This window comes from Brevibacillus aydinogluensis (assembly GCF_961514395.1).
Lineage (GTDB): Bacteria > Bacillota > Bacilli > Brevibacillales > Brevibacillaceae > Brevibacillus > Brevibacillus aydinogluensis.
Map to the genome: position 1 here is coordinate 2,737,027 of NZ_OY569118.1, position 23,045 is coordinate 2,760,071.

A 23,045-nucleotide genomic window follows, 5' to 3' on the forward strand; every position below is an offset into this window, starting at 1 on the left:
AGCAACCATTCATCGCTCAGGCGAGTCGGCAGGTCATGTGCCTATAGCAGCGAAGTCCCCCTGCCGGATATGCCCCACTACCGCACCGAGATCACACGCTGTTCCCGGCTGCTCTGCTCCGCCCATTCAATCACCCGAATCACGTTCATCGCATCCACAGGTGAAACAGGCGCCGGTGTATCGGACACAATCGCTTCGTACATCTGTTGATAGTACGTCTGATACGCGCCGGGAATGGTTTCCACGCTGCTGCTCACGTTCAGTTCTCCCACGCTCAGCGTGAGCTGTCCATACGTCTCTTTGCGATCCCTGCCCCACTCAGGTCCTCCCGGGATCTGTCCCGCTCGCAACGCGTCTTCCTGCGGGTCCAAACCGTACTTGATGAAACTGCCCTTGTCGCCGTGAATCATAAATCGGGGACCAGGCTGACGGACCAGCGAACCGGCGTGCAAAATCACCCGCAGCGCCCCGTATCCGAGCACGATGTGGAAAAAGTCCGTCGCCCTGGCTCCGGGACGCTGCGCGCCGACATCGGCCATCACCGTCTGCGGCAGACCGAAGAGATGAAGCGCCTGATCGATCAGATGGGAACCCAGGTCGTACAGAATGCCGGAACCGGGCAAATCCCGCTCCCGCCAGCGGTCGGTCACCTCCGGACGGTAACGGTCGTAGTGCGCTTCATACAGGAAAACCTCCCCCAATGCACCGGTTTGCAGCAGGTGTTTCACCGTCAAAAAATCGTTGTCCCATCTGCGGTTGTGGTAGACGCTGAGCACGCGCCCGCGCGACTCGGCCAGCCGGATCAGCTCTTCCGCTTCCGAAGAGCGGATCACAAACGGCTTCTCCACCACGACATGTTTGCCTGCCAAAAGCGCCTGCTTGGCGTACGGGTAGTGGGAGGTGTTTGGCGCGGCAACGACCACCAGTTCAATCTGATCGTCAGACAAAAGATCATCCACGCTGGCGACCACCTCTGCCTCGGGCAGGTCGGCACGCACCTTTTCCGGACGGGATGAGACGACCTTCGCCAGTTTTAATCCCGGCACTGCCCGAATCACCGGCGCATGAAAGACCTGGCCCGATAATCCATATCCAATCAACCCGACGTTTACCTGTTTCACAATGTTCCTCCCCCTTGCTCCGTCAAACGGGAAGCGACCAAGAGCTCCACGCCCGCCTGCTCCAATGCGCCCCGAACCGTTTCCGCCGGCTCCGCGTCGGTGACGACGATGTCGATTTTGTCCAGGCTGCACACCTTGTGAAACAGCCGCTTGCCAAACTTGCTGGAATCGGCCAGCACGATGACCTGATCGGCGCATGCCAGCATTGCCTTTTTCACGTACGCTTCGTCCACCGTTTGGGCGGTCAGTCCTTCCGACGTGATGCCGCACGCGCCGAGCAGCAGTTTGTCTACGCGCATTTCGTGCAGATCGGCGATCGTCTTGGGCCCAAACAAGCCGCGGTGCCAGACGTTTAGCTGACCGCCGAGCAGATGTATTTCCGCCGACCGCTTCCGGCTGAAAATGTCGGCCACGTCAATGGAGTTGGTGACGATTACGCACTGTTCGGCTGACATGCATTCCGCCGCAAACTGCACCGTCGTGGCCGTATCCAACAGAAGATAGTCACCGCTGCGGATCAACGACGCAGCCGCCCTGCCTATCTCCCGTTTGCCAGCGGGGTTGTTCAATCGCTCTTGGTAGCTCTGCACATGCTTGGTCAAGGTGGGCAGCACTGCTCCGCCGCGGACGCGAATGATTTCCCCTCGCTCCTCCAATTTGACCAGGTCGCGGCGGGCCGAGTCGCGGGAAATGCCAAACCAGTCGCACATTTGCTCCACAGTGATCCGCTGGTGTCGCTGCAGATGGCGCAGGACAGCGGCTAGACGTTCTTCTTGCTGCATGGTAACTCCCTCGTTTACGGAAAAGTTATCTCTATGATAAGCATTTTGCTTACGACCGTCAAAAATATTCGTGTATTGCGAGTGGTTTGTAAGCAAAACGCGCAATACCGTTGATCAGGAAAAGGAGATGCGCTATAGTAGACGGAAACGATATCCAAGGAGAGGAGCGAATCAACATGGCCCGGACAGAATCCACGATGTTCCCGCTCGGTCAAAAGGCACCTGACTTCGCACTGCCGGACACGGTAACCGGCAAGGTCATGTCGCTTTCCGAGCTTGCCTCCAAACAGGCGACGGTGATCATGTTCATCTGCAACCACTGCCCGTTTGTCAAACACGTACAAGCGGAACTGGTACGCCTTGCGAACGACTACCTTCCCAAGGGCGTCTCCTTCATCGCGATCAGTTCCAATGACGCTGCCGCCTATCCGGACGATTCGCCCGAGCGGATGAAGCAGGTGGCAGAAGAATGGAAGTATCCCTTCCCGTACCTGTACGACGAAACGCAGGAGGTCGCTCGCGCCTATCAGGCCGCGTGCACACCCGACTTTTACGTGTTCGACGGCAATCTGGCATGCGCCTATCGCGGTCAATTGGACGACTCCCGTCCAGGCAACGACATTCCTGTCACCGGCGCGTCCATCCGCGCTGCTCTGGATCAACTGCTCAAAGGCGAGCCCGTAACCGTCCCGCAAAAACCCAGTCTTGGCTGCAATATCAAGTGGAAACAGCCTGAATGATGAATGAACAAAACCCACTACCGAAAGCTGGTAGTGGGTTTTGTATCATTATGTCTGCAGTCAAAGAAGCTTGCGTCCTTTTCGCAGCAGCTTTTCCTTGGGTTATCCTTTTGCCGGCTGCCAGTCCAGTATGTCGCGGACGACGACGCTGGCCAGAATCAGCCCCGCAACGGAAGGCACAAACGCGTTGCTTGCCGGGGGACGGCGCGCCTTGCTGATCGGCGAATTGGTATCGGCAATCTGGGTACGCACGTCTTCGCGGATCGTTACCGGAATTTCTTTGGAATACACCACTTTGACGCCTTTGTGGATGCCTTTTTTCCGCAGTTCGCGCCGGATCACCTTGGCGATCGGGTCGTAGCTGGTCTGGGAAATGTCAGCCACTTCGAACCGGGTCGGGTCCATCTTGTTCGCCGCCCCCATGCTGGAGACGATCGGAATGCCGCGCCGCTTCGCCTCCTGGATCACGTGAAGCTTGGCCGTCATGAGGTCCATCGCGTCAACGATGTAATCCAGCTTGTGGGCGAAAAGCTGATCGGCCGTCTCCTGGTTGTAAAACATGTTCAGTGTGACCACTTCGCACTCCGGATTGATCGCAGCGATGCGCTCCTTCATCAGCTCGGTCTTTGGCTGGCCGATGGTATGCAGGGTGGCGTGAATCTGCCGGTTGATGTTGGTGATGTCCACCACGTCCTTGTCCACCAGCACCAGCTTGCCGACGCCAGTGCGGGCCAATGCCTCCACCGTAAACGAACCGACGCCGCCGATGCCCAGCACGGCGACGGTGCTGTTTTTCATTTTTTCCAAGCCCTCGGGACCGAAGGCCAGCTCACAACGGGAAAATTGATGAAGCATGTTTCCGTCAACCTCTTCCTCTCACACGATCTGTACGACCCGGCTTCTCCCTCTTGCCCGCTGTAATGATCATCGGAAAAGTAGGAATCCCGGGCAAAAAAGGAGCCCCATAATGCCGTGCAGCTCCTGAAGTTTTGAACCTGCGCCTGGCAGGTGGGTGTCTCGCCCAACCGTTCCGGACGTCCACTCGATGGAGGCGTGTCCTCGCGGGTGGGACGGCAGACTCCCATGAATGTGTTTGTGGCTCAAAACTATTCGGAAGTCACGGGCATCGCAGGGCTATTCTTCAGTATAACCAATGTATCAGAGGCGAATGCGCCTGTGCAAGTACGCTTATTCCTGCTCGTCTTCTTCCTTGACCGTGGTGGTGATGTTCAGTTCGGCAAGCTGCAGCGGCGATACTTGTCCCGGTGCGTCCGTCATCAGGTCGCTGGCGCTTGCCGTTTTCGGGAAGGCGATGACTTCGCGCAGGTTGTTGCGGCCGGCCAGCAGCATGACCAGACGGTCCAGACCGAGGGCAATGCCGCCGTGCGGAGGCGTGCCGTATTCAAAGGCATCCAGCAGGAAGCCGAATTGCTTGCGCGCTTCCTCCTGCGAAAAACCGAGTGCCTTGAACATTTTTTCCTGCACGTCACGCTTGTAAATCCGCATCGAACCGCCGCCCAGCTCGTAGCCGTTGAGCACCATGTCATACGCCTGTGCCCTGATCTGTCCCGGGTCGGTTTCAAACAGATGCAGGTCTTCGTCTTTCGGACGCGTGAACGGATGGTGCAGGGCGACGTAGCGCTGCGCTTCTTCGTCCCATTCCAACAGCGGGAAGTCCACCACCCACAGGAAGGCAAACTTGCTGTGGTCGATCAGGCCAAGCTCTTCACCCAGTTTGGAACGCAGTGCGCCCAGCGCGTCTGCCACCACTTTCGGCTTGTCGGCCACAAACAGAAGCAGGTCGCCTTCTTCCGCTGCCAGCCGCTGTTTCAGCGCGTCAATTTCTTCCGCAGAGAAGAACTTGGCGATCGGCCCTTTCACCTCGCCGTCCTTGAAGCCCATCCAGGCCAACCCTTTCGCCCCGTAGCGGGCCGCGAATTTGCCCAGATCGTCCGCTTCCTTGCGGGAGTAGTGGCCGCATCCTTTGGCATTGATCGCTTTTACCTGGCCACCGGTAGCGACGGCACCGGCGAATACTTTGAAATTGCAGTTGGCCACGAGATCGGACACGTCCGTCAGCTCCATGCCGAAGCGGATGTCCGGCTTGTCGGAACCGTAGCGGGCCATCGCTTCCGCATAGGTAAGGCGCGGGAACGGCGTAGGAACGTCCACGCCAATCGTTTCCTTGAAAACGTGGGCGACCATCTGCTCCATCATCGGCAGCAGCTCTTCCATGGACAAGAACGACGTCTCGATGTCCACCTGGGTAAACTCGGGCTGACGGTCAGCGCGCAGGTCTTCATCGCGGAAGCAGCGGGCGATCTGGTAGTAGCGCTCCAGGCCGGAGATCATCAGCAGCTGCTTAAACAACTGCGGCGATTGCGGCAGCGCGTAAAATTCGCCCGGATGTACGCGGGACGGCACCAGGTAGTCGCGCGCCCCTTCCGGTGTGCTCTTGGTCAGGATCGGCGTCTCCACTTCAACGAAGCCGCGGCTGTCCAAAAAGTCGCGGAATGCCTTGGACGCCTTGCTGCGCAGCAGCAGAGCGCGCTGCATCTCCGGACGGCGCAGGTCCAGATAGCGGTACTTGAGTCGGACCTGCTCATCCACGTCGATTTCGTCTTCGATCACAAACGGCGGTGTCTTCGCATCATTGAGAACCTCGATTTCGGCGACGTGCACTTCCACTTCGCCGGTTTTCAGCTTCGGGTTGACCGCTTCCGGATCGCGCTGGACCACGGTTCCCTTAACGGCCAGCACGTATTCGCTGCGGACCTTGTCGGCGATTTCCCACGCTGTTTTGTTATATTCCGGGTTGAACACGATCTGCACGATGCCGGTCCGGTCGCGGAAGTCGATGAAAATCACTCCGCCCAGGTCGCGCCGTTTCTGCACCCAGCCATTCAGGACGACCTCCTGCCCGATGTGTTCCTTGCTTACTTCTCCACAATGCACGGTACGGTATTGCCACGTCATCTTCGGTATTCCTCCACTCTTCATCTCTGCGAATTATACTGAACCATTTTGTTATGCGCGTGCCGCCAGTCGTTCGGCCAGCACGGCGGCGACCTGGTCGCGCTTTACTTCCTGCTGTTCGCCGGTCGCCATCTCCTTGAGGACGACCGTGCCGTTTGCCAGTTCCGCCTCGCCGATAATCGCCGTATAAGCGGCACCCAGCCGGTCGGCCTGCTTGAACTGCGCCTTCATTTTGCGATCCAGGTAGTCCAGATCGGCGGACACCCCGGCGCGGCGCAGCTCGTCGACGAGGATGAACGCCTCCTGCTTTGCATCAGGGGTCTGGATCGCCACGAAGCAGTCAATCCCCCCGCTCACAGGCAGCTGGACGCCCTGCTTTGCCAGCGCGAGCAGCAGCCGCTCAATGCTGAGCGCAAAGCCAATGCCCGGCATGTCTTCGCCGCCCAGTTCGGCCACAAGCCCGTTGTAACGGCCGCCGCCGCAGAGCGTTTCGACAGCGCCGATTTCCGCCATTTTGATCTCAAATGCCGTCAGGGTGTAGTAATCCAGTCCCCGCACCAGCCGCGGATTGACCGTGTACGGGATGTTGAGCGCGCTCAGATAGCCCTTGACCGCCTCAAAGTGGGCAGCGGACTCGTCGCTCAGGTAGTCGAGAATGGACGGTGCGTCCTTGGTCAGCGTCCGGCATTTTTCGTTTTTGCAGTCCAGCACGCGCAGCGGGTTGCGGTCAATGCGGGATTGACAGTCGGCGCACAGCTCGCTGCGGACGCCGTTCAGGTGGGCGAGCAGGTGCTCGCGGTGGCGGGCGCGGTCCTCAAGGGTGCCGACACTGTTCAGCTCCACGCTCAAGCCCGTCAGTCCCATCTCCTGGTAGAATCGCATCGCCAGCGCGATCACTTCCGCGTCAATAGCCGGATCGCTGGAGCCGATCGCCTCCACCCCAAACTGGACAAACTGGCGGTAGCGTCCGGCCTGGGGACGTTCATGGCGAAACATCGGGCCCAGGTAGTACACTTTCACCGGCTGGTTGGGCTGCCCGTACAGCTTGTGCTCGACATAGGCGCGCACCACGCCGGCCGTCCCTTCCGGCCTGAGTGTCAGCGCGTCGTCGCTGCGCGGATTGGAGACGCTGTACATCTCCTTTTCCACGATGTCCGTGGTTTCGCCCACGCCGCGTTGAAACAGCTCCGTGCTCTCAAACAACGGCGTGCGGATTTCCTGATAATTGTAGCGGCGGCTAAGGTCGCGGGCCCTGGCCTCGACGTACTGCCACAGCTCCACGGTACCGGGCATGATGTCCTGCGTACCGCGGGGAATTTGAATCCTTGTCATCTTGCCTGAAACCTCCATTGTCTGTTCCCGCAGGAACGTTGGTAAGCAAAATAAAAAAATCTCCCGCCGCCCGACATGCCGTCTGGACATGTCAGGGACGAGAGATGGTTTTCCCGTGGTGCCACCCTGATTGGACTCCGACAGGGAGTCCCGCTTGTTGGCCGTTAACGCCGGCGTACGCCTGCCGGTTACTGGGATGGCGGCCGAAATTGCGCCGTTTTTTCCGTTCACCGACGGTCCTCGGGGATGTCATTCGCCAGGCCGTTATAGAGAAACGCTCTCAGCCGCGGCGCTTCCTCTCTGGCTATCCGTCTCCTGGGTACTTGTTCCCGTCATCAGATCAGACAATTGATCTATCGTGAAAGCTTAATGAAAATCATAGCAAACCGCCAATCCGCCGTCAACAGGCGCTCGGTAAAACTTTTTCCACCGGCTACTCCGCCTGCTGCGCAGGTGCGGCTGCGGTCCCAAAGTAGACCTGATCGAGATCACGGAGCTTTTCTTCCGTCAGTTTCCGGTAGGTTTCGTTGTACGTCTTGGGGTCTTTGGGATTGGGCCAGCGCGTCAGCTTGCCGCTGCCGGGCGCCATCAGCTTGGACACGGCGCCGCAACCCAGCCCCAGGATAGTCTGAACTTCTTCCATGATCATGATATTGTAGATGCTCTCCCGGCCGTCAAGGGCGTAGCCGACATTTTCCAGGTTGCCGAGGATGTTTTTCTGCCGGTAGAGGTAGTACGGATGGTAGCCGTGGGCTTTCGTCCACTCCGACGCCAGCTCCATCATCCGGCTGATCTCCTCCCGGCTGGCTACCTTGTAGCGCTCTTTGTTTTGCGTCATCTCGGACGCCCGCTTGAACGAGAGGGTGTGCACCGTCAGCGAGGCGGGCATCAGTTTTTCCACTTCCCGCAGGCTGTGTTCCAGCTCGGCCAGTCCTTCGTTGGGCAGGCCGATGATCAGGTCCATGTTGATGTTGGTCAGCCCCATCTCCATGGCGAGATGGTACTTTTCAATTGTCTCCTCGACCGTGTGGTGGCGGCCAATTGCATGGAGCGTCTCCTGGGTAAACGACTGCGGGTTGATGCTGATCCGGTCCACGTTCCAGCGCTTCATCACCGCCAGCTTTTCCCGCGTGATCGTATCGGGCCGTCCCGCTTCCACGGTCAGCTCGCGCACATCAGCCATGTGCGGAAACGAGCGGTGCATCTTGTCGAACAGCTGATCCAGATCTTCGGCTGTAATGCTGGTCGGCGTGCCGCCTCCAAAGTACACGGAGGTAATCCGCATGTCATGCCGCTTCAGCCACTCGCCCAGCCGTTCCATCTCGTAATGCAATCCTTCCAGAAACGGATTGACGGAGGCGGTGTGGCTGCGGATGGCGTAGGCGGGAAAGGTGCAGTAGGCGCACTTGGTGGGACAAAACGGGATGCCGATGTAGACGGACAGCTCCCGGTCGATCCGGTACAAATCAGGCACCACCTGCAGCTGCCGGTCGACAATCTCCTGCAGCAGGCGGAGCTTGTATGGCCGGACCATGAAGTCCTGCCGCAGCCGGCGGTGTGCTTCTTCCTGACTGGCGCCGGAAGAGAGCAGATGATGCAGCAACTTGGTGGGGCGGATGCCGGTCAGGATGCCCCAGCCCTGCTCCATGCCGGTGAACTCCTCCAGCATGACCAGCAGGACGTAGCTGACCGCCTGCTTGGCGACTTTCCGCTTCCCTATCTCATCCAGGCCGGCAGTCTGTCTCTCAGCGCTGTGGACAAACCGGCGCCCTCCGGCCAACAGCTCGCCCTCCGCCGATACACTGCCGTCCCTGTCTGACAGAGCAATCCGGATGCGTACTCCCTCATCGCCGCTCCATTCGTCCACGTAGGCGATCTCCGGGTCTTCGTAAAACAAAGCGAGAATCAAGGCGATTTCCCGCTCGAATGCATGTCCTTCACATTTGACTTGTATCATCGGTTCCACCTGCTTTTCAGTATGCCACCCTTCATCTTATCCGACCTGAAAAGCCGGGTCAACCGAATCGGCCGGTGCAAAAACATCGCGTCATGGGTGCAGCTTTCGCCTCAATGTCCGTACGTCCCGCACGCTGATGTCGAATTCCCTCGACAATTCCACGTCGGTGAGCGCGGATTCTTTCTCCAGAAAATCGTGGAAATCGACAGAAAACAGGCGACGATTGGCTTCCTGGGCAAATGCTTCCTTGTTGGATTGTCTCACTTTGTTCTCCTCGCTTTCTCGATGCATGCTCCAATCCCTAGTATGGCCGCGTCCGGAGAAAAGCATAAGCGAGGCGGAGCCAGGTGTGCCGTTTTGAGCGCAACGATTCGCAATTGCAAAAGAAGTTTGTCGGATAATGCAGGAAAAAGCAGGGGAAAGGCCGAAGGTATAACTTGGCAAATCATGCATGCGATCGACTTTTACTATCATGGAAAGGATGTCTGACGTGTTTCAGCAACAAAAGATTCTGCGGACCATTATGGCGGCGGTCTGCATCGTATCGCTTCCCGTATCGGCCGCAAAGGCGGAGAGTTCCGTCCAGGTCAGCGTGGACAAGCTGAACGTTCGATCCGGGCCAAGCCTGCAGGATCAGGTGCTTACCACGCTGCCCGTCAACAGCGTCCTGCCGGTCCTTGCCGAGCAAGGCGAGTGGCTGAACGTCCGGCTTCCCGACGGCCGCACCGGCTGGGTGGCCGGCTGGCTGGTCAAACCGACAGCCCAAGCGAACACAGGACTGCTGGCGGAGAGCCAAACGACCAACCTCAACGTGCGTACTGGTCCCGGCCTGACGTATTCCGTCATTCAGACCATTAATCCGGGTACGCGCTATCCGATCGTGCAGCGCAGTGGGGATTGGCTGATGATTGAGCTGCCCTCACAGAAAAAAGGGTGGGTGGCCAGCTGGCTGGTCACTGAGCACCGCGCTGCCGATCAAGGGACGACGGCGCCCGGCGGCGTTAGCGGCGGACAAGCTAACGGCAGCGCACCGGCGACGTCTCCCGCCGGACAGACAAATCAGCAGGGGCGCGAGCTGATCCTGGACTACGCGCCGTACGTCTACCCTGTACCGGACTACGCGCAGCCAGCCATCGGACAGCTCCACAACGGCGAGATCATCACCGTTTTGACGGAACAAAACGGGTGGATCCAGTTTCCCTACAACGGCGTCAACGCCTGGATACCCAAACAGGGAACGGGCCAGACTCCGGCTCCAGCCGGCAGCGGCCAGCCAAATCCGAATCCGCCGCAGCCTGCTCCGAACGCCGGTGCGCCCAGCTCCGGCCAGCCGCAATCTCCCGCAAAGCAGACTGCCACGGTCCAGACAGACGGTCTCAACCTGCGCGGCCAGCCCAGCACGAACAGTCCCATCCTGGGAACGTTAAAGCTGGGGACCACGCTGACCATTCTGGAACAGCAGGGCGATTGGTACCGCGTCCAGACACCGGACGGCAAAACCGGCTGGGTGGCCGGCTGGCTCATCAGCGTGCAGCAACCGGCCATGTCCGGTCCGCACGTCACCATATTGAATCCGGACACCAACATTCGCTCCGGTCCCGGCACCCAGTACGACATCATCAAACGGGTACAGACCGGGGAAAAATACGCGATCGTGAAAAAAGAAGGAGACTGGTTCCAAATCACCTTGAGCGACGGTTCGACAGGCTACGTCGCCGGATGGCTGGTGTCTCCGCAGGGCATGCCTCCCGTCATCAAGGGCAATGAACTGGTCGGCAAGGTGATCGTGGTCGACCCCGGCCACGGCGGCAACGACACGGGAGCGACCGGTTCCAGCTTTTCCACACAGGAAAAGACGGTCAACCTGCAGGTAGGGCTGCTGCTGAAAAACAAGCTGGAAGCAGCCGGAGCCAAGGTGATCATGACCCGCAGTGACGACCGCAAGCTCACGCTGCAGCAGCGCGTGGACATTGCCGTGCAGAACAATGCGGACATTTTCGTCAGCATTCACCACAACACCCATCCCAACTCGCAGACAAACGGCACGATCGTCTTTTATTACAACCAGGGCAATTCGAGCAAGCTCGCCTCGCTGGTGCAAAGCGAAATCGTCAAGGCGACCAACTACAAGGACCTGCAGTCCAGGTTCGGCAACTACTACGTCCTGCGGGAGAATCCGATTCCGTCCATTCTGGCAGAGATCGGTTTCCTCTCCAACTACAACGAAGAGATGCGGCTGCGTTCCGAAAAACAACAGGATTTGGCCGCCGAAGGGCTGTACAAAGGCATTCTGCAGTACTTCGCCTCCCAAAACGTTCAGGGAGGATAAGCGTAAGACCCCTTGTCCGTTTTCCATGGAGAAAACGGCAAGGGGGTTTTTCGTTCGTCCGCGATGCAAGGAAACCATTTCCTTGACATCCATTTCATGCAACAGTTATGCTGAAGACATACTCATCAGTATGGAATGAATACATGGTCGGAGAGATACGATGACGACACGCGAACGAATCATGGAAGCGGCCCGACGGTTGGCCGCCCGCCACCCTTTTGACAGAATCAGTTTCGCCGATGTGGCGAAAGCGGCCGGCGTCCACTGGACAGCGGTGAGACGCCACTTCGGCAGCAAGCAGGAGATGAGAGTCTGGCTGGCCCAACAGCAGGAAGACAACGTGCCGTCACTGGCCGATACGCGGACGCGCATTTTGGATGCTGCCGCCCGCGTATTCGCCCGACTGGGGTATGCCGGAGCATCGTTGGAACAGGTGGCCGCCGACGCCGGGATGACAAAGGGAGCCGTCTACTGGCACTTTTCTAGCAAAAGCGATCTGTTCGCCGCCTTGTGCGAGAAAAACCTCACGCAGCAGCTCAAGATGCTTACCCAACAGGCGGGTTCCGCCCTCAATTCGGCTGTTCCCGCACAGGGGCTCGCCCGTTTGCTGCAGTCGCAATTTGCCTGCGTGGAAGAGGGTCAGGGCAATCCGATGCTGTTTTTCGAATTTGTCACCGCCAGCCGTGATCCGGCGGTCGGCGAAGTTCTGCGGGACGCGTACGGAAAAATCATCGACGGCGTCAGCGGCGTCCTCGCGCAGCTGCAGGAAAGCGGCGTCGTTAAACGCGATGTCGCCCCGGACTCCTTGGCAGTTCTGTTCCAGGCGTTAATCAACGGCCTGATCTTGGGCTGGCTGATTGACCCGGACCGCATCCGCTTTGAGCAGGTGGTGCCCGAGCTGTCGAGAGTCCTCTGGGAAGGCCTGCAGCCCTCGGTGGACGACGCCACTGCACCCGTTTGAAAGGCAAACGGGTTTTTTTCAGCAACCACATACTTATTGGTACGTTATTCTCATACGTTTACGTATGTAAAACGAATAGAAAGGGATGATGGAGATGATGGAGATCTATGCGATCGCGGGGGCGACAGCAGTCATGGTGGCGCTTCATGCGCACAACCACCGGAAGGTACGCCGCGCCCAAATGGCCTTTCCTCCTCGCGGATCATTCGTCACGGTGGAAGGACTGCGCCTGCACTACGTCTGTCAGGGGGCGGGACAACCGGTCGTGCTGCTGCACGGCGGAATGCTCTCCGCCTGCGATTACGCCGGGGTATTGGAATTGGCCGCAGAAGCAGGCTTCCAGGCCATCGCGTTTGACCGGCCAGGCTACGGCTACAGCGAGCGGCCCCGGCGGGACATGTCGACGCCGGCAGTTCAGGCCCGCCTGCTGCGGGAGGCGCTTTCCGTCCTTCAGGTGAAATCCCCCATTCTGGTGGCCCATTCGTGGAGCGGGTCGCTCGCGCTTTCCTATGCTTTGACCTATCCCGACGAGATCGCCGGTCTCGTACTCCTGGCACCGGGGGCCTACGCGGGTGACGCCTATCCGGCCGGAACGGCGGACCTTTTGATTGGCCGACTGCTGCGCGTTCCCTGGCTGGGCGAATTGCTGGCCAACACCGTGCTTCCGCCGTTGGCACGGCTGCTCACCAAACCGATGGTCACGGCGACATTTTCTCCTGACCCAGTGCCGCCGGGCTACCTGGAACAGGCCCGAGCCTTGTGGTCGAGACCGGGTCAGTTGAGGGCCAACCGCGAAGACATTTTGGCCTACGTCCGTACGGTCCCGCAGTGGGAGCCGCAATACGCCGAGATTCGCACGCCGGTCGTGATCGTCGTCGGCGATGCCGATCCGTTCCACCCCGAGCTGCAAGCCGGCCGCCTGCATCGGGAGATCGGCCACTCCCGGTTGGTGGTGCTCCCCGGCACCGGCCACATGATCCCGGATGTGCGTCCGGATGCCGTGGTGGAAGCTGTGCACATGGTATTGAAACACAAACAGTCGAGCTAGGCTCGGCTTCGTTTTCTCAGACCGGCCGCCTGTCCCACGGCTCCACCTGGCCGACGACCGAGAACGGCAAGTCGCCCTGGATCGCCGCACGGACGCCAACGGTGATCTCCTCGTTGGTCAGCCAGCGGGAATCGTCTCCCTGCAGCCGAAACCCGAGCAGAATCCGCCGGTACAAACAGTTGGGCACGTCGGCGACGCGGGGCGGTTCCTTGTAGGCACGGCTGCCGCAGACGTGAAACAGCCGCCATGTCCTGCGTTGCGCCGACAGTTCCTGCTGAACCGCCGGGAGCGCGTGGGGAGCGGTCGAGTGAATCCAGGCTACCACCAGATCGATTCCGCCCCGCTCGCGAACCAATGACGCGACCACTTCCCGAAACCGGTCCGTCTGGTGATAATCGACCGGCAGCAGGGAGAACCCCTCCGGCCTGCCGGATCGCTCCACCAGGGCCTGCAGCTTCTTCCGGTCTCGCCCAATCACGGCCACATGGTATCCCGCTTCCTGCAGCCACAGCGAGACCCCGGCCAGCATGCCGCTTCCGCCGATTACCAACGCTTCACGTCCCATCGCCATCCCCCTCTCCGATTCCCGTACGCTTCGCGATTAACCCGGACCTTCCGCCGTGGAAGTCACGACTCCACGATCAGCGTGACGGGGCCGTCGTTGACCAGCCGCACTTCCATCATCGCACCAAACCGGCCTGTCTCCACATGCAGCCCTTTTTCCCGCAGCTTGTCGTTGAACAGTTCGTACAGCGGTTCCGCCTGTTCGGGGCGGGCCGCCGCCATGAAGTTGGGCCGCCTGCCCTTGCGGCAATCTCCATAGAGGGTAAACTGGGAGACGGACAAAATCTGTCCCTTTTGCTCCAGTACAGAGTGGTTCATTTTTCCCTCGCTGTCTTCAAAAATGCGCAGGTGGGCGATTTTTTCGGCGACAAACTCCACGTCCTGTTCGGTATCCTCATGGGTAATGCCGACCAGGAGCACAAGCCCGTGCTCAATCTGTCCGACGATCTCTCCCCCTACTGTAACGCTTGCTTCCTTGGAGCGCTGTACCACTACGCGCATGCATAATTCTCCCTTCTCTCTCAAATGAAGAGCACCCAATCTCTCGCGATCAGGTGCTTAAAATCCGCCGCACGGAATAAATGTCTTTGATGCTTTTGATTCGCTCCACCACTTTTTGCAGGTGGGCCACATTGCTTATCGTAATCGTCATGTGGATGGTAGCGAGACGGTTTTTGTCCGCTTTGCCGCTGACTGCGGCGATGTTGGTCTTGGTCTCCGCCACGACCTGCAGCACATCATTGAGCAGGCCGCTGCGATCCTGACCGGTGATTTCGATGTCCACGTTGTAGTTGTGCTTGGCGTCGGCATCCCACTCCACGTCGATCAGCCGCTCCAGGCACTCTTCCGTCAATACGTTGGGACAGTCACGCCGATGAACCGAAACGCCCCGGCCGCGAGTGACGAAGCCGATGATCTGATCGCCCGGAATGGGCGTGCAACATCGCGATATCCGCACCAGCAGGTTGTCTACGCCGCGCACTTTTACGCCCGATTCGCTGCGTGCGATCTGCGGGGACGGACTCGGTTTGTACTCCGGTGCGGGCGGGTTCTGTTCCTCCCGCTCCCGCCGCACCTTGTCGATCAGCCGGGTGACGATCTGTGCGGCGGTGATGCCGCCGTAGCCGACCGCAGCGAACATGTCCTCGTGCCCCTGGAAGTTGAAGCGTGCCGCCGCCTCTTTCAGGTTGGCTTCGGTCATCACCTCTTTTACGTCGTAACCGCGTGCCTTGATCTCCGCCTCCACCATCTGCTGCCCTTTGGCGACGTTTTCTTCCCGCTTCTCCTTTTTAAACCACTGCTTGATCTTGTTGCGAGCGTGGGCTGACTTGGCAATTTTCAGCCAATCCTGGCTGGGGCCGTAGGAATGCTTGGAGGTGAGAATTTCGACGATGTCACCCGTTTTCAGCGCGTAGTCCAACGGGACGATCTTGCCGTTGACCTTGGCGCCGATAGTGCGGTTGCCGACCGCCGAGTGAATCCGGTAGGCAAAGTCCAGCGGCACGGACCCTTTGGGCAGTTCCACTACGTCTCCTTTTGGTGTAAAGACGAACACCGTGTCGGAGAACAAGTCCTGCTTCAGCGACTCCATGAATTCCTGAGCGTTGGGCGCCTCCTCGGACCCCCCCTGGATGATCTCGCGCAGATTGCCCAGCTTTTCGGCAAACGAGCCCTGCACGATGCTTTTGCCTTCCTTGTAAGCCCAGTGGGCGGCGATCCCGATCTCCGCCGTCCGGTGCATCTCCCAGGTGCGGATCTGCACTTCCAGCGGTTCCCCTTTTGGCCCAATCACAGTGGTGTGCAGGGATTGGTACATGTTGGCCTTGGGCATCGCGATATAGTCCTTGAAGCGGCCCGGCATCGGCTTCCACAGCGTGTGAACGATGCCCAGCACCGCGTAGCAGTCGCGGATGTCGTTGACGATGATACGCAGCGCAAGCAGGTCGTAAATCTCGTTAAACTGCTTGTTTTTCTTGGTCATCTTCTTGTAGATGCTGTAAATGTGCTTCGGCCGGCCGGAAATCTCCGCCTCGATGTTCAGCTCTTTCAGCTTCTCCTTGATCATCTCGGCGGCCTCGTTGATGTACGCCTCCCGCTCGGCCCGCTTTTTCTGCATCAGGTTGACGATGCGGTAATACTGCTGCGGATTCAGGTAGCGCAGGGCCGTATCCTCCAGCTCCCACTTGACCGAAGCAATCCCCAGCCGGTGAGCCAGCGGTGCAAAGATTTCCAGTGTTTCGTCGGAAATTTCCCGCTGTTTTTCCTCGGACATGTGGCGCAGTGTCCGCATGTTGTGCAGGCGGTCGGCCAGCTTGATCATGATGACCCGGATGTCCTGGGCCATTGCGACCAGCATCTTGCGGTGGTTTTCCGCCAACTGTTCCTCTTTGGACTTGTATTTGATTTTCTCCAACTTGGTCACGCCGTCGACCAACAGCGCTACTTCCGAACCGAACTCTTCACGAATGCGATCCAGCGTAACGTCGGTATCTTCCACGACGTCATGCAAAAAGCCGGCGGCGATCGTCACTGCGTCCATATGCAGGTTGGCGAGAATCCCCGCGACGGCTATCGGATGCATGATGTACGGGACACCCGATTTGCGCACCTGACCTTCATGCGCTTTCTCCGCCAGGCGGTAGGCGCGCGTAATCAGATCCATATCGGTTTGGGACAAATAGCTGCTTGCTTTATTCAGTACTTCTTCCACGCCGGTGCTCATAGTTCCCTTCCCTTATCCTCTCATACAGAAACTTCCCACGAAGCCGGTTCACCTGTTCCATCTCGTTGTAAGGGTGGAATTAATACAACATGTCTATTTCATACTATTATCTTGTATGTCGTTTGCCTTGTAAAGTGATTTCCCCGCAAAGTATGAAGGAACCGTGAAAAGGGTCACAGTCGGACAGCACAGCTGTTGCGCCCTTGTCGCCAAGAAAAAAGCTCTCCGTCCGCTGCGAGGGACAGAGAGCCACGCTTGCTAGTATTGAACCAGTGACTTGACAGGGATGTCGCCCAGTTTTTGGCGTCCGTCCAGATAGGTCAGCTCGATGAAGAAGGCAGCGCCGACAACTTTGCCGCCCAACTGTTCAACCAGGTTGATCGTGGTAGTAATCGTTCCGCCGGTTGCCAGCAGGTCGTCTGCAATCAGCACGCGCTGCCCGGGCTGAATGGCATCGACGTGTACAGCCAGCGCGTCCTTGCCGTACTCCAGGCTGTAGTCCGCCTTGATCGACTTGTACGGCAGCTTGCCGGATTTGCGAATCGGCACAAAGCCCAGGCCCAGCGTATAGGCGAGCGGAGCGCCCACGACAAAACCGCGCGCTTCCGGTCCGGCAATCACGTCTGCCTGCAATTCGCGGGCAAATTGGGCCAATTCGTCAATCGCCGCCTTGTAGGCAGCCCCGTCTTTCAGCAGGGTGGTAATATCCTTGAAGCGGATGCCCGGCTGCGGGAAATCAGGAATCACGCGAATGTATGATCTAAAGTCCATGAAACAATTCCTCCTACCAGGTGACAGTCTCCACCTGTTGTTGAAAATGGTGAATCAAAGAGTCATATGAGGAAAGCAGGAGTTCTGTCGCCAGTTCCGCCTCTTCCTTCCACTCCGCATAGTAGCGGGAGTCATCCAGCGGCCGTTTCGCCGCATCCGGCTGCAGGCGGAAGCTCTCTTCGTCCGAGCGGATAAACTCCAGCTCCGCAAACACGGCCAGCATGCCGTCCAAGACATCCCGCTTCAGCTTCAACCGACGGGCCAGGGCGTCCAGATGTATCCGCTGGACGCAGGGGACCTGCAGCAAAAACTGGTACAGCGCCTTGAACTGCTCACGTCCCGGACAGGACAGCCGCTCCGCCCCCAGATCGGGATCGCCGAACAGACAGTAGATCCGCTCCGCCTGTTCGAGGCGGGCCAGCACTCTGGTCAGATCGTATCGCCGCTTCGGCAGATCGTAGAGCACGACTGTCGGCACGGCCGGCAGATGACCGTCCCACGCCTCATCTGCGACAACGAGGAGCCTTTCCGGCTGCCCCGCCGCGGCCAATCCAGCGGCCAGCTCATCGTAGCTTTCCCGCCGGAACAGAATGGTCAGCATCTCATGCCGGGCGGCCAACTGCCGCCACCGTTCCTGTTTGTCGCGGCACCCCCTCCAGTCAAAAACCTGTCTGTGCGGCACGGCGAGATCGCGAATCGTCAGCTGCGGCTTGCGATGGCCGTTCCACTCGTTGACAGACAGCTCCGCCAATACGTCAAACCGCGCTTTTGGCGTCACTTCGCTGACGACATGGGCCCAGTTGAAGCCAATGGCATCCACGCTGCCGCCATCCTTGCAGAGCGAGCATTTCAAATGGCTGTCGTCTCGGCCGATCGTGCGCATGCCGGACGTCTCCACATCCCGCACCAGCACCAGCGGCGTGGGGTTGCCCATCCCAAACGGCGCCAGCTGTTCCAACTGCTCCGCCGTGTCGAGACTGATTTCCGCGAGGTCCAAGGTGACATCCGCCTTGGTCAGCGGCACGAAGTCTTCGTCCGTCAACCACTCGGCGGCCAGCCGGTTAAGCTGTTGGCGCAGCGGTTCGAGATTCTCGATCGGCAGTGTCATGCCAGCCGCCATTGTGTGACCGCCGTAGTGGGGCAGCCACTCTTTGCACGCCGTCAGCGCTTCGTACATGTCGAAACCGGCAATGCTGCGGGCGGAACCTTTGGCCGTTCCTTTTTCCCGATCAATTCCAAGCACGATTGTCGGCCGGTAAAACATCTCCACCAGCCGGGAAGCGACGATGCCGACCACCCCGACGTTCCAGCCTTCCTTGGCGAGAACGAGCACGCGATTTTCCTCCAGGGGAAACTGCTCGCTCACCATCTGCACGGCCTCGTCGGTGATGGCCTGCACCAGTTCCTGCCGCTCACGGTTAAGGTTATCCAGAATTCGGGCACATTGCTCTGCTTCCTCAGGGTCCTGCGTCGTCAACAATTTCACGGCCGCTTCGGCCGTCTCCAGCCGCCCGCCTGCGTTGAGACGAGGTCCGAGGGCAAAGCCGACGTGGCCCGCGGTCAATTCGCTGTCCGTCAGGCCGCAAACGCGAATCAACGCCTGCAGTCCGATGTTGCGTGTATGATTGAGCCGCTGCAGCCCGATACGGGCGAGAACCCGATTTTCATCCACCAACGGGACGAGGTCGGCGATCGTGCCCAGCGCGGCGAGATCAGCCAGATGCAGCGGCGGCTCTCCCAGCAGTGCATGGGCCAGCTTGAACGCCACCCCAACGCCGGCCAGCATGTCAAACGGATACGGGCAGCCCGGCTTTTTCGGGTTGATCACGGCAAATGCCTCCGGTAACACTGCCGGAGGTTCGTGGTGATCCGTCACGATAACATCCAGACCCAGTTGGTTGGCAAATGCCACCTGCTCCACCGCGCTGATGCCGGTGTCAACGGTGACAATCAACTTGTAACCGCTTTCCTTGAGGTGGGCCAGTGCGTCTTTATGTAAACCGTACCCTTCCGTAAAGCGGTTGGGAATGTAGCAGTCAAACACTGCGCCCAATTGGCGCATGACATGAACCATCAACGACGTGGAACTGACACCGTCTGCGTCGTAGTCGCCGTAAATGCAAATCGGTTCGTTCCGCTCAATTGCCTGGCGAATCCGGTGCACGCTCTCTTCCATCCCGTCAAGCAGAAACGGGGGGTGAAACAACTCCGGCCCTGGCTCGAGAAAGGCACGCGCCCGCTGCGGCGAATCGATACCACGGATGACCAGGAGCCTGGCGATCAGCGGAGACAATCCGCATTCCCGGGCAATTTCGTCCGCCAATATCTCGTCATACGCGGCCAGTTGCCAGCGTGTTTTCGCTTTGAGCATAGGCCTTTCCTCCAATCCTCATTCATTATAGAGGAAAGGACGGGAGACTGACAACTGGCGAACACTTACGCCTGATCGTCCGGTGGCGGCTGATCATTCACCGGTGTTTCCTCGGGGCGGGGATCGTACGGGTTGACGTGCACAAACACGTCGCGTACGTCAGAGAATTGATCCATCAGTTCCCGCTTGACCTGTTTGGCGATCCGGTGGCCCGCTTCCACGGTGATGTGGGGATCGACGCCGATCTTTACGTCGACAATCTGGTAGTGGCCGTGTTCACGCGCGCGAAACGAATCAATCCGCTTCACGCCGGGCACTGCCTCGATGACTCGGCGCAGCTCTACCGTCTCCTCTTCGTGAAGCACGTGATCGAGCGTGCTGTGAATCGATTCCATCAAAATGCGGTAGGCCATCTTCAACACCAGCGCAGAGACGAAAATGCCGGCGATCGGGTCCAGGTACAAAAGCCAGGAGATCTCAAAGCGGCCGCCGAGGATTGCACCGCCAATCCCGATCAACGCGGCGAACGAGGAATAGACGTCGGAACGGTGTTCCCAGGCGTTGGCGATCAGCGACGCGCTGTTCAGCTTTTTGCCCAGATTATACTTGTAGCGAAACATCCACTCCTTGACAATCATCGAGCCGACAGCCGCCCAGGCGGCCGCCATGCCCGGCGGTTCCAACGGAGCGAACAGTGATTTGACCGACGCTGAGCCGATTTCTACGCCGACCAGCGCCAACAGAACGGAGACGATGATCGCCGCCACGGATTCCGCCTTTCCATGTCCGTACGGGTGATCTTCGTCGGGCGGACGCTCCGCGGCCCTTAGTCCAATCAGGACAGCCACCGACCCGACCACATCGGAGGCGGAATGGACTGCATCGGCAATCAGCGCCTGCGATTTGGCCAGCCAGCCGATCAGCAGCTTGACTGCGGCCAGCGCCAGGTTGCCAACAATTCCCACCCAAGCGCCAAACTGCGCCTTGGCCAAACGGTTATCCACAGCCATCGCCCCTTTCGCGGGAAGTATGGTGGAGAGAAAAAAACCGCGGGGAAGCTCCCCCGCGGTTTCGTCACTCAGCCCTCATTCGGAGCCGGAGAAAAACGCTTCTTTTTCATTTCCCGTTCTTTCAGGGCCACCCATACCTGAGCGGCAATGAAGATGGACGAATACGTCCCGCTCACCAGACCAAAAATCAGGGCCAGCGAGAAGTTGCGGATGCTTTCACTGCCCAGAGCGGCAAGCGCCAGGGCGGTGAAGAACACCGTCGCCACCGTAAAGATGGAGCGGCGCATCGTCTGCCACAGGGAGACGTTGACCAGGTGCTCCAGGTCTTCCACGGTTTTGGACTTCATCGTTCTTAGGTTTTCCCGAATCCGGTCAAAAATTACGATCGTGTCGTTGATTGAATAACCAACAATTGTCAAAATCGCCGCAATGAACGTCAAATCAACTTCCAGCCGGAACACGGAGAACAGCGCGATCGGAACCAGCACGTCGTGGATCAGACCGATGATGCAGGCGATGCCAAACAGCAGTTGGAAACGGATCGCGATGTATACGATGATCCCGACGCCGGCAATCGACACGGCAATCGCCGCCTTTCGCACCAGTTCACGGGCGATGCTCGGATCAACCGTCGCTTCCTGCTTGGTTACCTGCGGCCCGTACTTTTCCTTCAGCGCCTTTTCCAACGATTTCAGCTTTTCGGCGTCCACTGTCTGGTCAAAACGGGTCTGTGCCTGATGATCGCCATAGGGCGTCACAGGGGTGAAGACGGTATCCGGCACGTGTTGCTTGATCAGCTGTTCCACGTCGGATGGATTAAACTCCTTCCCAATGTAGATGTCGAGTCGGGTCCCCGCTTTGAAGTCGACACCCAGGTTCAAGCCCATAAACAGTGTGACGAGCAGGCCCAGGACGAGAATGATACCGGAAAAGAGGAAAAATTTCCGCCGGTTTTTGACGATGTCAAACTTGACAATATCTTCGTGTCGTTTAGAGCTCACCGATCTCACTCTCCTTTACCCCGAACCAGAACGGCTTCTTGATCATGTTGGAACGAACGAGCAGCCACAGCAGGAAGCGGGAACCAAACACGTTGGTGATGACGCTGACGATCAGCGTCATGGCCAGCACGATCGCAAACCCTTGGATGGAGCTTGTCCCGAAGTAGAACAGCACCGCTGTCGCGATCAGCGTGGTCACGTGCGCGTCGATGATCGTGATCAACGAACGGCGTTCCCCCGCACGGAATGCAGACAGGATCGTCTTTCCGGAGCGAATTTCTTCCTGAATGCGTTCGTAGGTAATAATGTTGGCGTCTACCGCCATCCCGACGGAGAGGATGAAACCGGCGATCCCCGGCAGGGTGAGCGTCGCGTCCATCCAGTCAAGCACGACGAGACAGAAGTAGGTAAACGCGACAAGTGTGATGTTGGCGATCAGACCGGGCAATCGGTACACCACCAGCATGAACACGATGATCAGCGCGGCACCCACGTAGCCGGCGTAAATCGTTTTTTGCAGCGCCAGCGTACCGAGCGACGCCCCGACCGATGTCACCTGCTTCTCGATCAGTTTTGCCGGCAGGGCACCCGAGTTGAGAATGTCAGCCAGTTCCTGCGCCGACTCCTGGGTGAAGTTGCCGGAAATCTGGGCGTTTCCGCCGGTAATCACGTTTTGAATGACCGGATTGGTCAGCATGTTGTCGTCCAGGTAAATGGCCATCGGTTTGCCCAGATTGGCCCGGGTAATGTCTTCCAGCTTTTTCGGGTCGGAAATTTTCAACGTCACGACGGGACGTTTCAGATCGTCGTATCCGACGCCCGCACCGCCCGAGGCGAGGTCGCTTCCGCGCAGCAGAACGTTGCCGTTTTCGTCGCGGAACTCCAGCACCGCCGGTTTGCCGATCAACTCGCGCAGTTCGTCCTGATTGGCCTTTTCCGACGCAATCTTGACGCGGATGCGGTTGGGCAACTCGGTCTCAATCACGGGTTCCGTCACTCCCCCGATGTTGACCCGCTTTTCGACCATGCCCGCGGTCGCTTTCAACAATTCCATATCCACTTGTTGGTTTGGCTCCAGCGGCTCTACGACGTAGAGAATCTCAAAGCCGCCCTGCAGGTCCAAACCAAGCCGGATGTTGCCTGCCACCTGCTGGGTCGTCGTGGTGATGAGCGTGGCCAACATGCCCACAACGACCAAAAACAGGAGGAATCTTCCCCATTTGATCATGTAGTAATACCCCTCTTTCCTTCCAGGGTTCGGTCAGAAGACGCAAACCAATATGCCCATTATAGCGAAGTGGAAAAAAACGTGTCAATTTTTGCTGGAAAGTAACACCATGGCAACCATCCCCTTTTCTTC

General features: G+C 58.7%; 19 protein-coding genes, 1 other RNA gene and 1 other annotated feature. Of the genes, 4 read left to right on the forward strand and 16 right to left on the reverse strand.

Features of this window, described 5'->3' with window-relative positions; all coding sequences use genetic code 11:
• Positions 1–77: 77 nt before the first annotated feature.
• Both Q7F15_RS13525 and Q7F15_RS13530 read right to left on the reverse strand, forming a co-directional pair.
• Positions 78–1,121, reverse strand: a complete 1,044-nt coding sequence (locus Q7F15_RS13525) for an oxidoreductase (RefSeq protein WP_171565423.1) — start codon at positions 1,119–1,121, stop codon at positions 78–80.
• On the reverse strand, positions 1,118–1,903 hold the full coding sequence (locus Q7F15_RS13530) for a DeoR/GlpR family DNA-binding transcription regulator (protein ID WP_171565424.1): 786 nt from the start codon (positions 1,901–1,903) through the stop codon (positions 1,118–1,120). The genes Q7F15_RS13525 and Q7F15_RS13530 overlap by 4 nt, the downstream gene beginning before the upstream one ends.
• Before the next feature lie 176 nt (positions 1,904–2,079).
• Here Q7F15_RS13530 and Q7F15_RS13535 point away from each other — a divergent pair, with 176 nt between their 5' ends.
• Entirely contained in the window at positions 2,080–2,643 is a 564-nt protein-coding gene (locus Q7F15_RS13535) for a thioredoxin family protein (protein ID WP_171565425.1), read from the forward strand.
• Positions 2,644–2,745: 102 nt separating this feature from the next.
• On the opposite strand, the gene Q7F15_RS13540 is transcribed toward Q7F15_RS13535, so the two are convergent.
• The 6 genes from Q7F15_RS13540 to Q7F15_RS13565 form a co-directional block, all read right to left on the reverse strand.
• Positions 2,746–3,498 (reverse strand): tRNA threonylcarbamoyladenosine dehydratase, encoded by a 753-nt coding sequence (locus Q7F15_RS13540; RefSeq protein ID WP_171565426.1) that lies wholly within the window; start codon positions 3,496–3,498, stop codon positions 2,746–2,748.
• A 100-nt stretch (positions 3,499–3,598) separates the two neighbouring features.
• Positions 3,599–3,781, reverse strand: a non-coding RNA gene (gene ssrS / locus Q7F15_RS13545) — 6S RNA.
• 50 nt (positions 3,782–3,831) lie between these two features.
• Entirely contained in the window at positions 3,832–5,619 is a 1,788-nt protein-coding gene (gene aspS / locus Q7F15_RS13550; RefSeq protein ID WP_171565427.1) for an aspartate--tRNA ligase, read from the reverse strand.
• A gap of 51 nt (positions 5,620–5,670) precedes the next feature.
• On the reverse strand, positions 5,671–6,951 hold the full coding sequence (gene hisS, locus Q7F15_RS13555; protein WP_171565428.1) for a histidine--tRNA ligase: 1,281 nt from the start codon (positions 6,949–6,951) through the stop codon (positions 5,671–5,673).
• Positions 6,952–7,041: 90 nt separating this feature from the next.
• Positions 7,042–7,296: a binding site (T-box leader), on the reverse strand.
• A gap of 88 nt (positions 7,297–7,384) precedes the next feature.
• Positions 7,385–8,908 (reverse strand): coproporphyrinogen III oxidase, encoded by a 1,524-nt coding sequence (locus Q7F15_RS13560; protein WP_304414463.1) that lies wholly within the window; start codon positions 8,906–8,908, stop codon positions 7,385–7,387.
• 90 nt (positions 8,909–8,998) lie between these two features.
• On the reverse strand, positions 8,999–9,172 hold the full coding sequence (locus Q7F15_RS13565; protein WP_171565430.1) for a hypothetical protein: 174 nt from the start codon (positions 9,170–9,172) through the stop codon (positions 8,999–9,001).
• A 217-nt stretch (positions 9,173–9,389) separates the two neighbouring features.
• Here Q7F15_RS13565 and Q7F15_RS13570 point away from each other — a divergent pair, with 217 nt between their 5' ends.
• The 3 genes from Q7F15_RS13570 (at position 9,390) to Q7F15_RS13580 (ending at position 13,246) form a co-directional block, all read left to right on the forward strand.
• A complete protein-coding gene (locus Q7F15_RS13570; protein WP_253264259.1) occupies positions 9,390–11,237 on the forward strand; it encodes an N-acetylmuramoyl-L-alanine amidase family protein in 1,848 nt (615 codons plus the stop codon).
• A gap of 160 nt (positions 11,238–11,397) precedes the next feature.
• Positions 11,398–12,198: a TetR/AcrR family transcriptional regulator gene (locus Q7F15_RS13575; RefSeq protein ID WP_304414464.1), complete on the forward strand. Its 801-nt coding sequence runs from the start codon at positions 11,398–11,400 to the stop codon at positions 12,196–12,198.
• A 94-nt stretch (positions 12,199–12,292) separates the two neighbouring features.
• The gene (locus Q7F15_RS13580; RefSeq protein WP_304414465.1) at positions 12,293–13,246 is read left to right on the forward strand and encodes an alpha/beta fold hydrolase; all 954 of its coding nucleotides are present in this window, start codon (positions 12,293–12,295) and stop codon (positions 13,244–13,246) included.
• A 16-nt stretch (positions 13,247–13,262) separates the two neighbouring features.
• Here the strand turns inward: Q7F15_RS13580 and Q7F15_RS13585 are convergent, their stop codons facing one another.
• The 8 genes from Q7F15_RS13585 to secD all read right to left on the reverse strand — a co-directional run bounded on the left by Q7F15_RS13585 (position 13,263) and on the right by secD (position 22,913).
• The gene (locus Q7F15_RS13585; protein WP_253264260.1) at positions 13,263–13,817 is read right to left on the reverse strand and encodes a short-chain dehydrogenase; all 555 of its coding nucleotides are present in this window, start codon (positions 13,815–13,817) and stop codon (positions 13,263–13,265) included.
• Positions 13,818–13,873: 56 nt separating this feature from the next.
• Positions 13,874–14,311, reverse strand: a complete 438-nt coding sequence (dtd, locus tag Q7F15_RS13590) for a D-aminoacyl-tRNA deacylase (RefSeq protein WP_171565434.1) — start codon at positions 14,309–14,311, stop codon at positions 13,874–13,876.
• Positions 14,312–14,360: 49 nt separating this feature from the next.
• Positions 14,361–16,532, reverse strand: a complete 2,172-nt coding sequence (locus Q7F15_RS13595; protein ID WP_171565435.1) for a RelA/SpoT family protein — start codon at positions 16,530–16,532, stop codon at positions 14,361–14,363.
• A 258-nt stretch (positions 16,533–16,790) separates the two neighbouring features.
• Positions 16,791–17,303 carry an adenine phosphoribosyltransferase gene (locus tag Q7F15_RS13600; protein WP_171565436.1) on the reverse strand — a complete coding sequence of 171 codons (513 nt, stop codon included), beginning with the start codon at positions 17,301–17,303 and terminating at the stop codon, positions 16,791–16,793.
• Between the two features lie 13 nt (positions 17,304–17,316).
• The gene (recJ, locus tag Q7F15_RS13605; protein ID WP_171565437.1) at positions 17,317–19,674 is read right to left on the reverse strand and encodes a single-stranded-DNA-specific exonuclease RecJ; all 2,358 of its coding nucleotides are present in this window, start codon (positions 19,672–19,674) and stop codon (positions 17,317–17,319) included.
• A gap of 65 nt (positions 19,675–19,739) precedes the next feature.
• A complete protein-coding gene (locus tag Q7F15_RS13610) occupies positions 19,740–20,684 on the reverse strand; it encodes a cation diffusion facilitator family transporter (protein ID WP_304414466.1) in 945 nt (314 codons plus the stop codon).
• Between the two features lie 68 nt (positions 20,685–20,752).
• Entirely contained in the window at positions 20,753–21,685 is a 933-nt protein-coding gene (gene secF, locus Q7F15_RS13615; RefSeq protein ID WP_171565439.1) for a protein translocase subunit SecF, read from the reverse strand.
• A complete protein-coding gene (gene secD / locus Q7F15_RS13620) occupies positions 21,675–22,913 on the reverse strand; it encodes a protein translocase subunit SecD (RefSeq protein ID WP_212132928.1) in 1,239 nt (412 codons plus the stop codon). Before secD ends, secF begins: the two co-directional genes overlap by 11 nt.
• Positions 22,914–23,045: the final 132 nt, after the last annotated feature.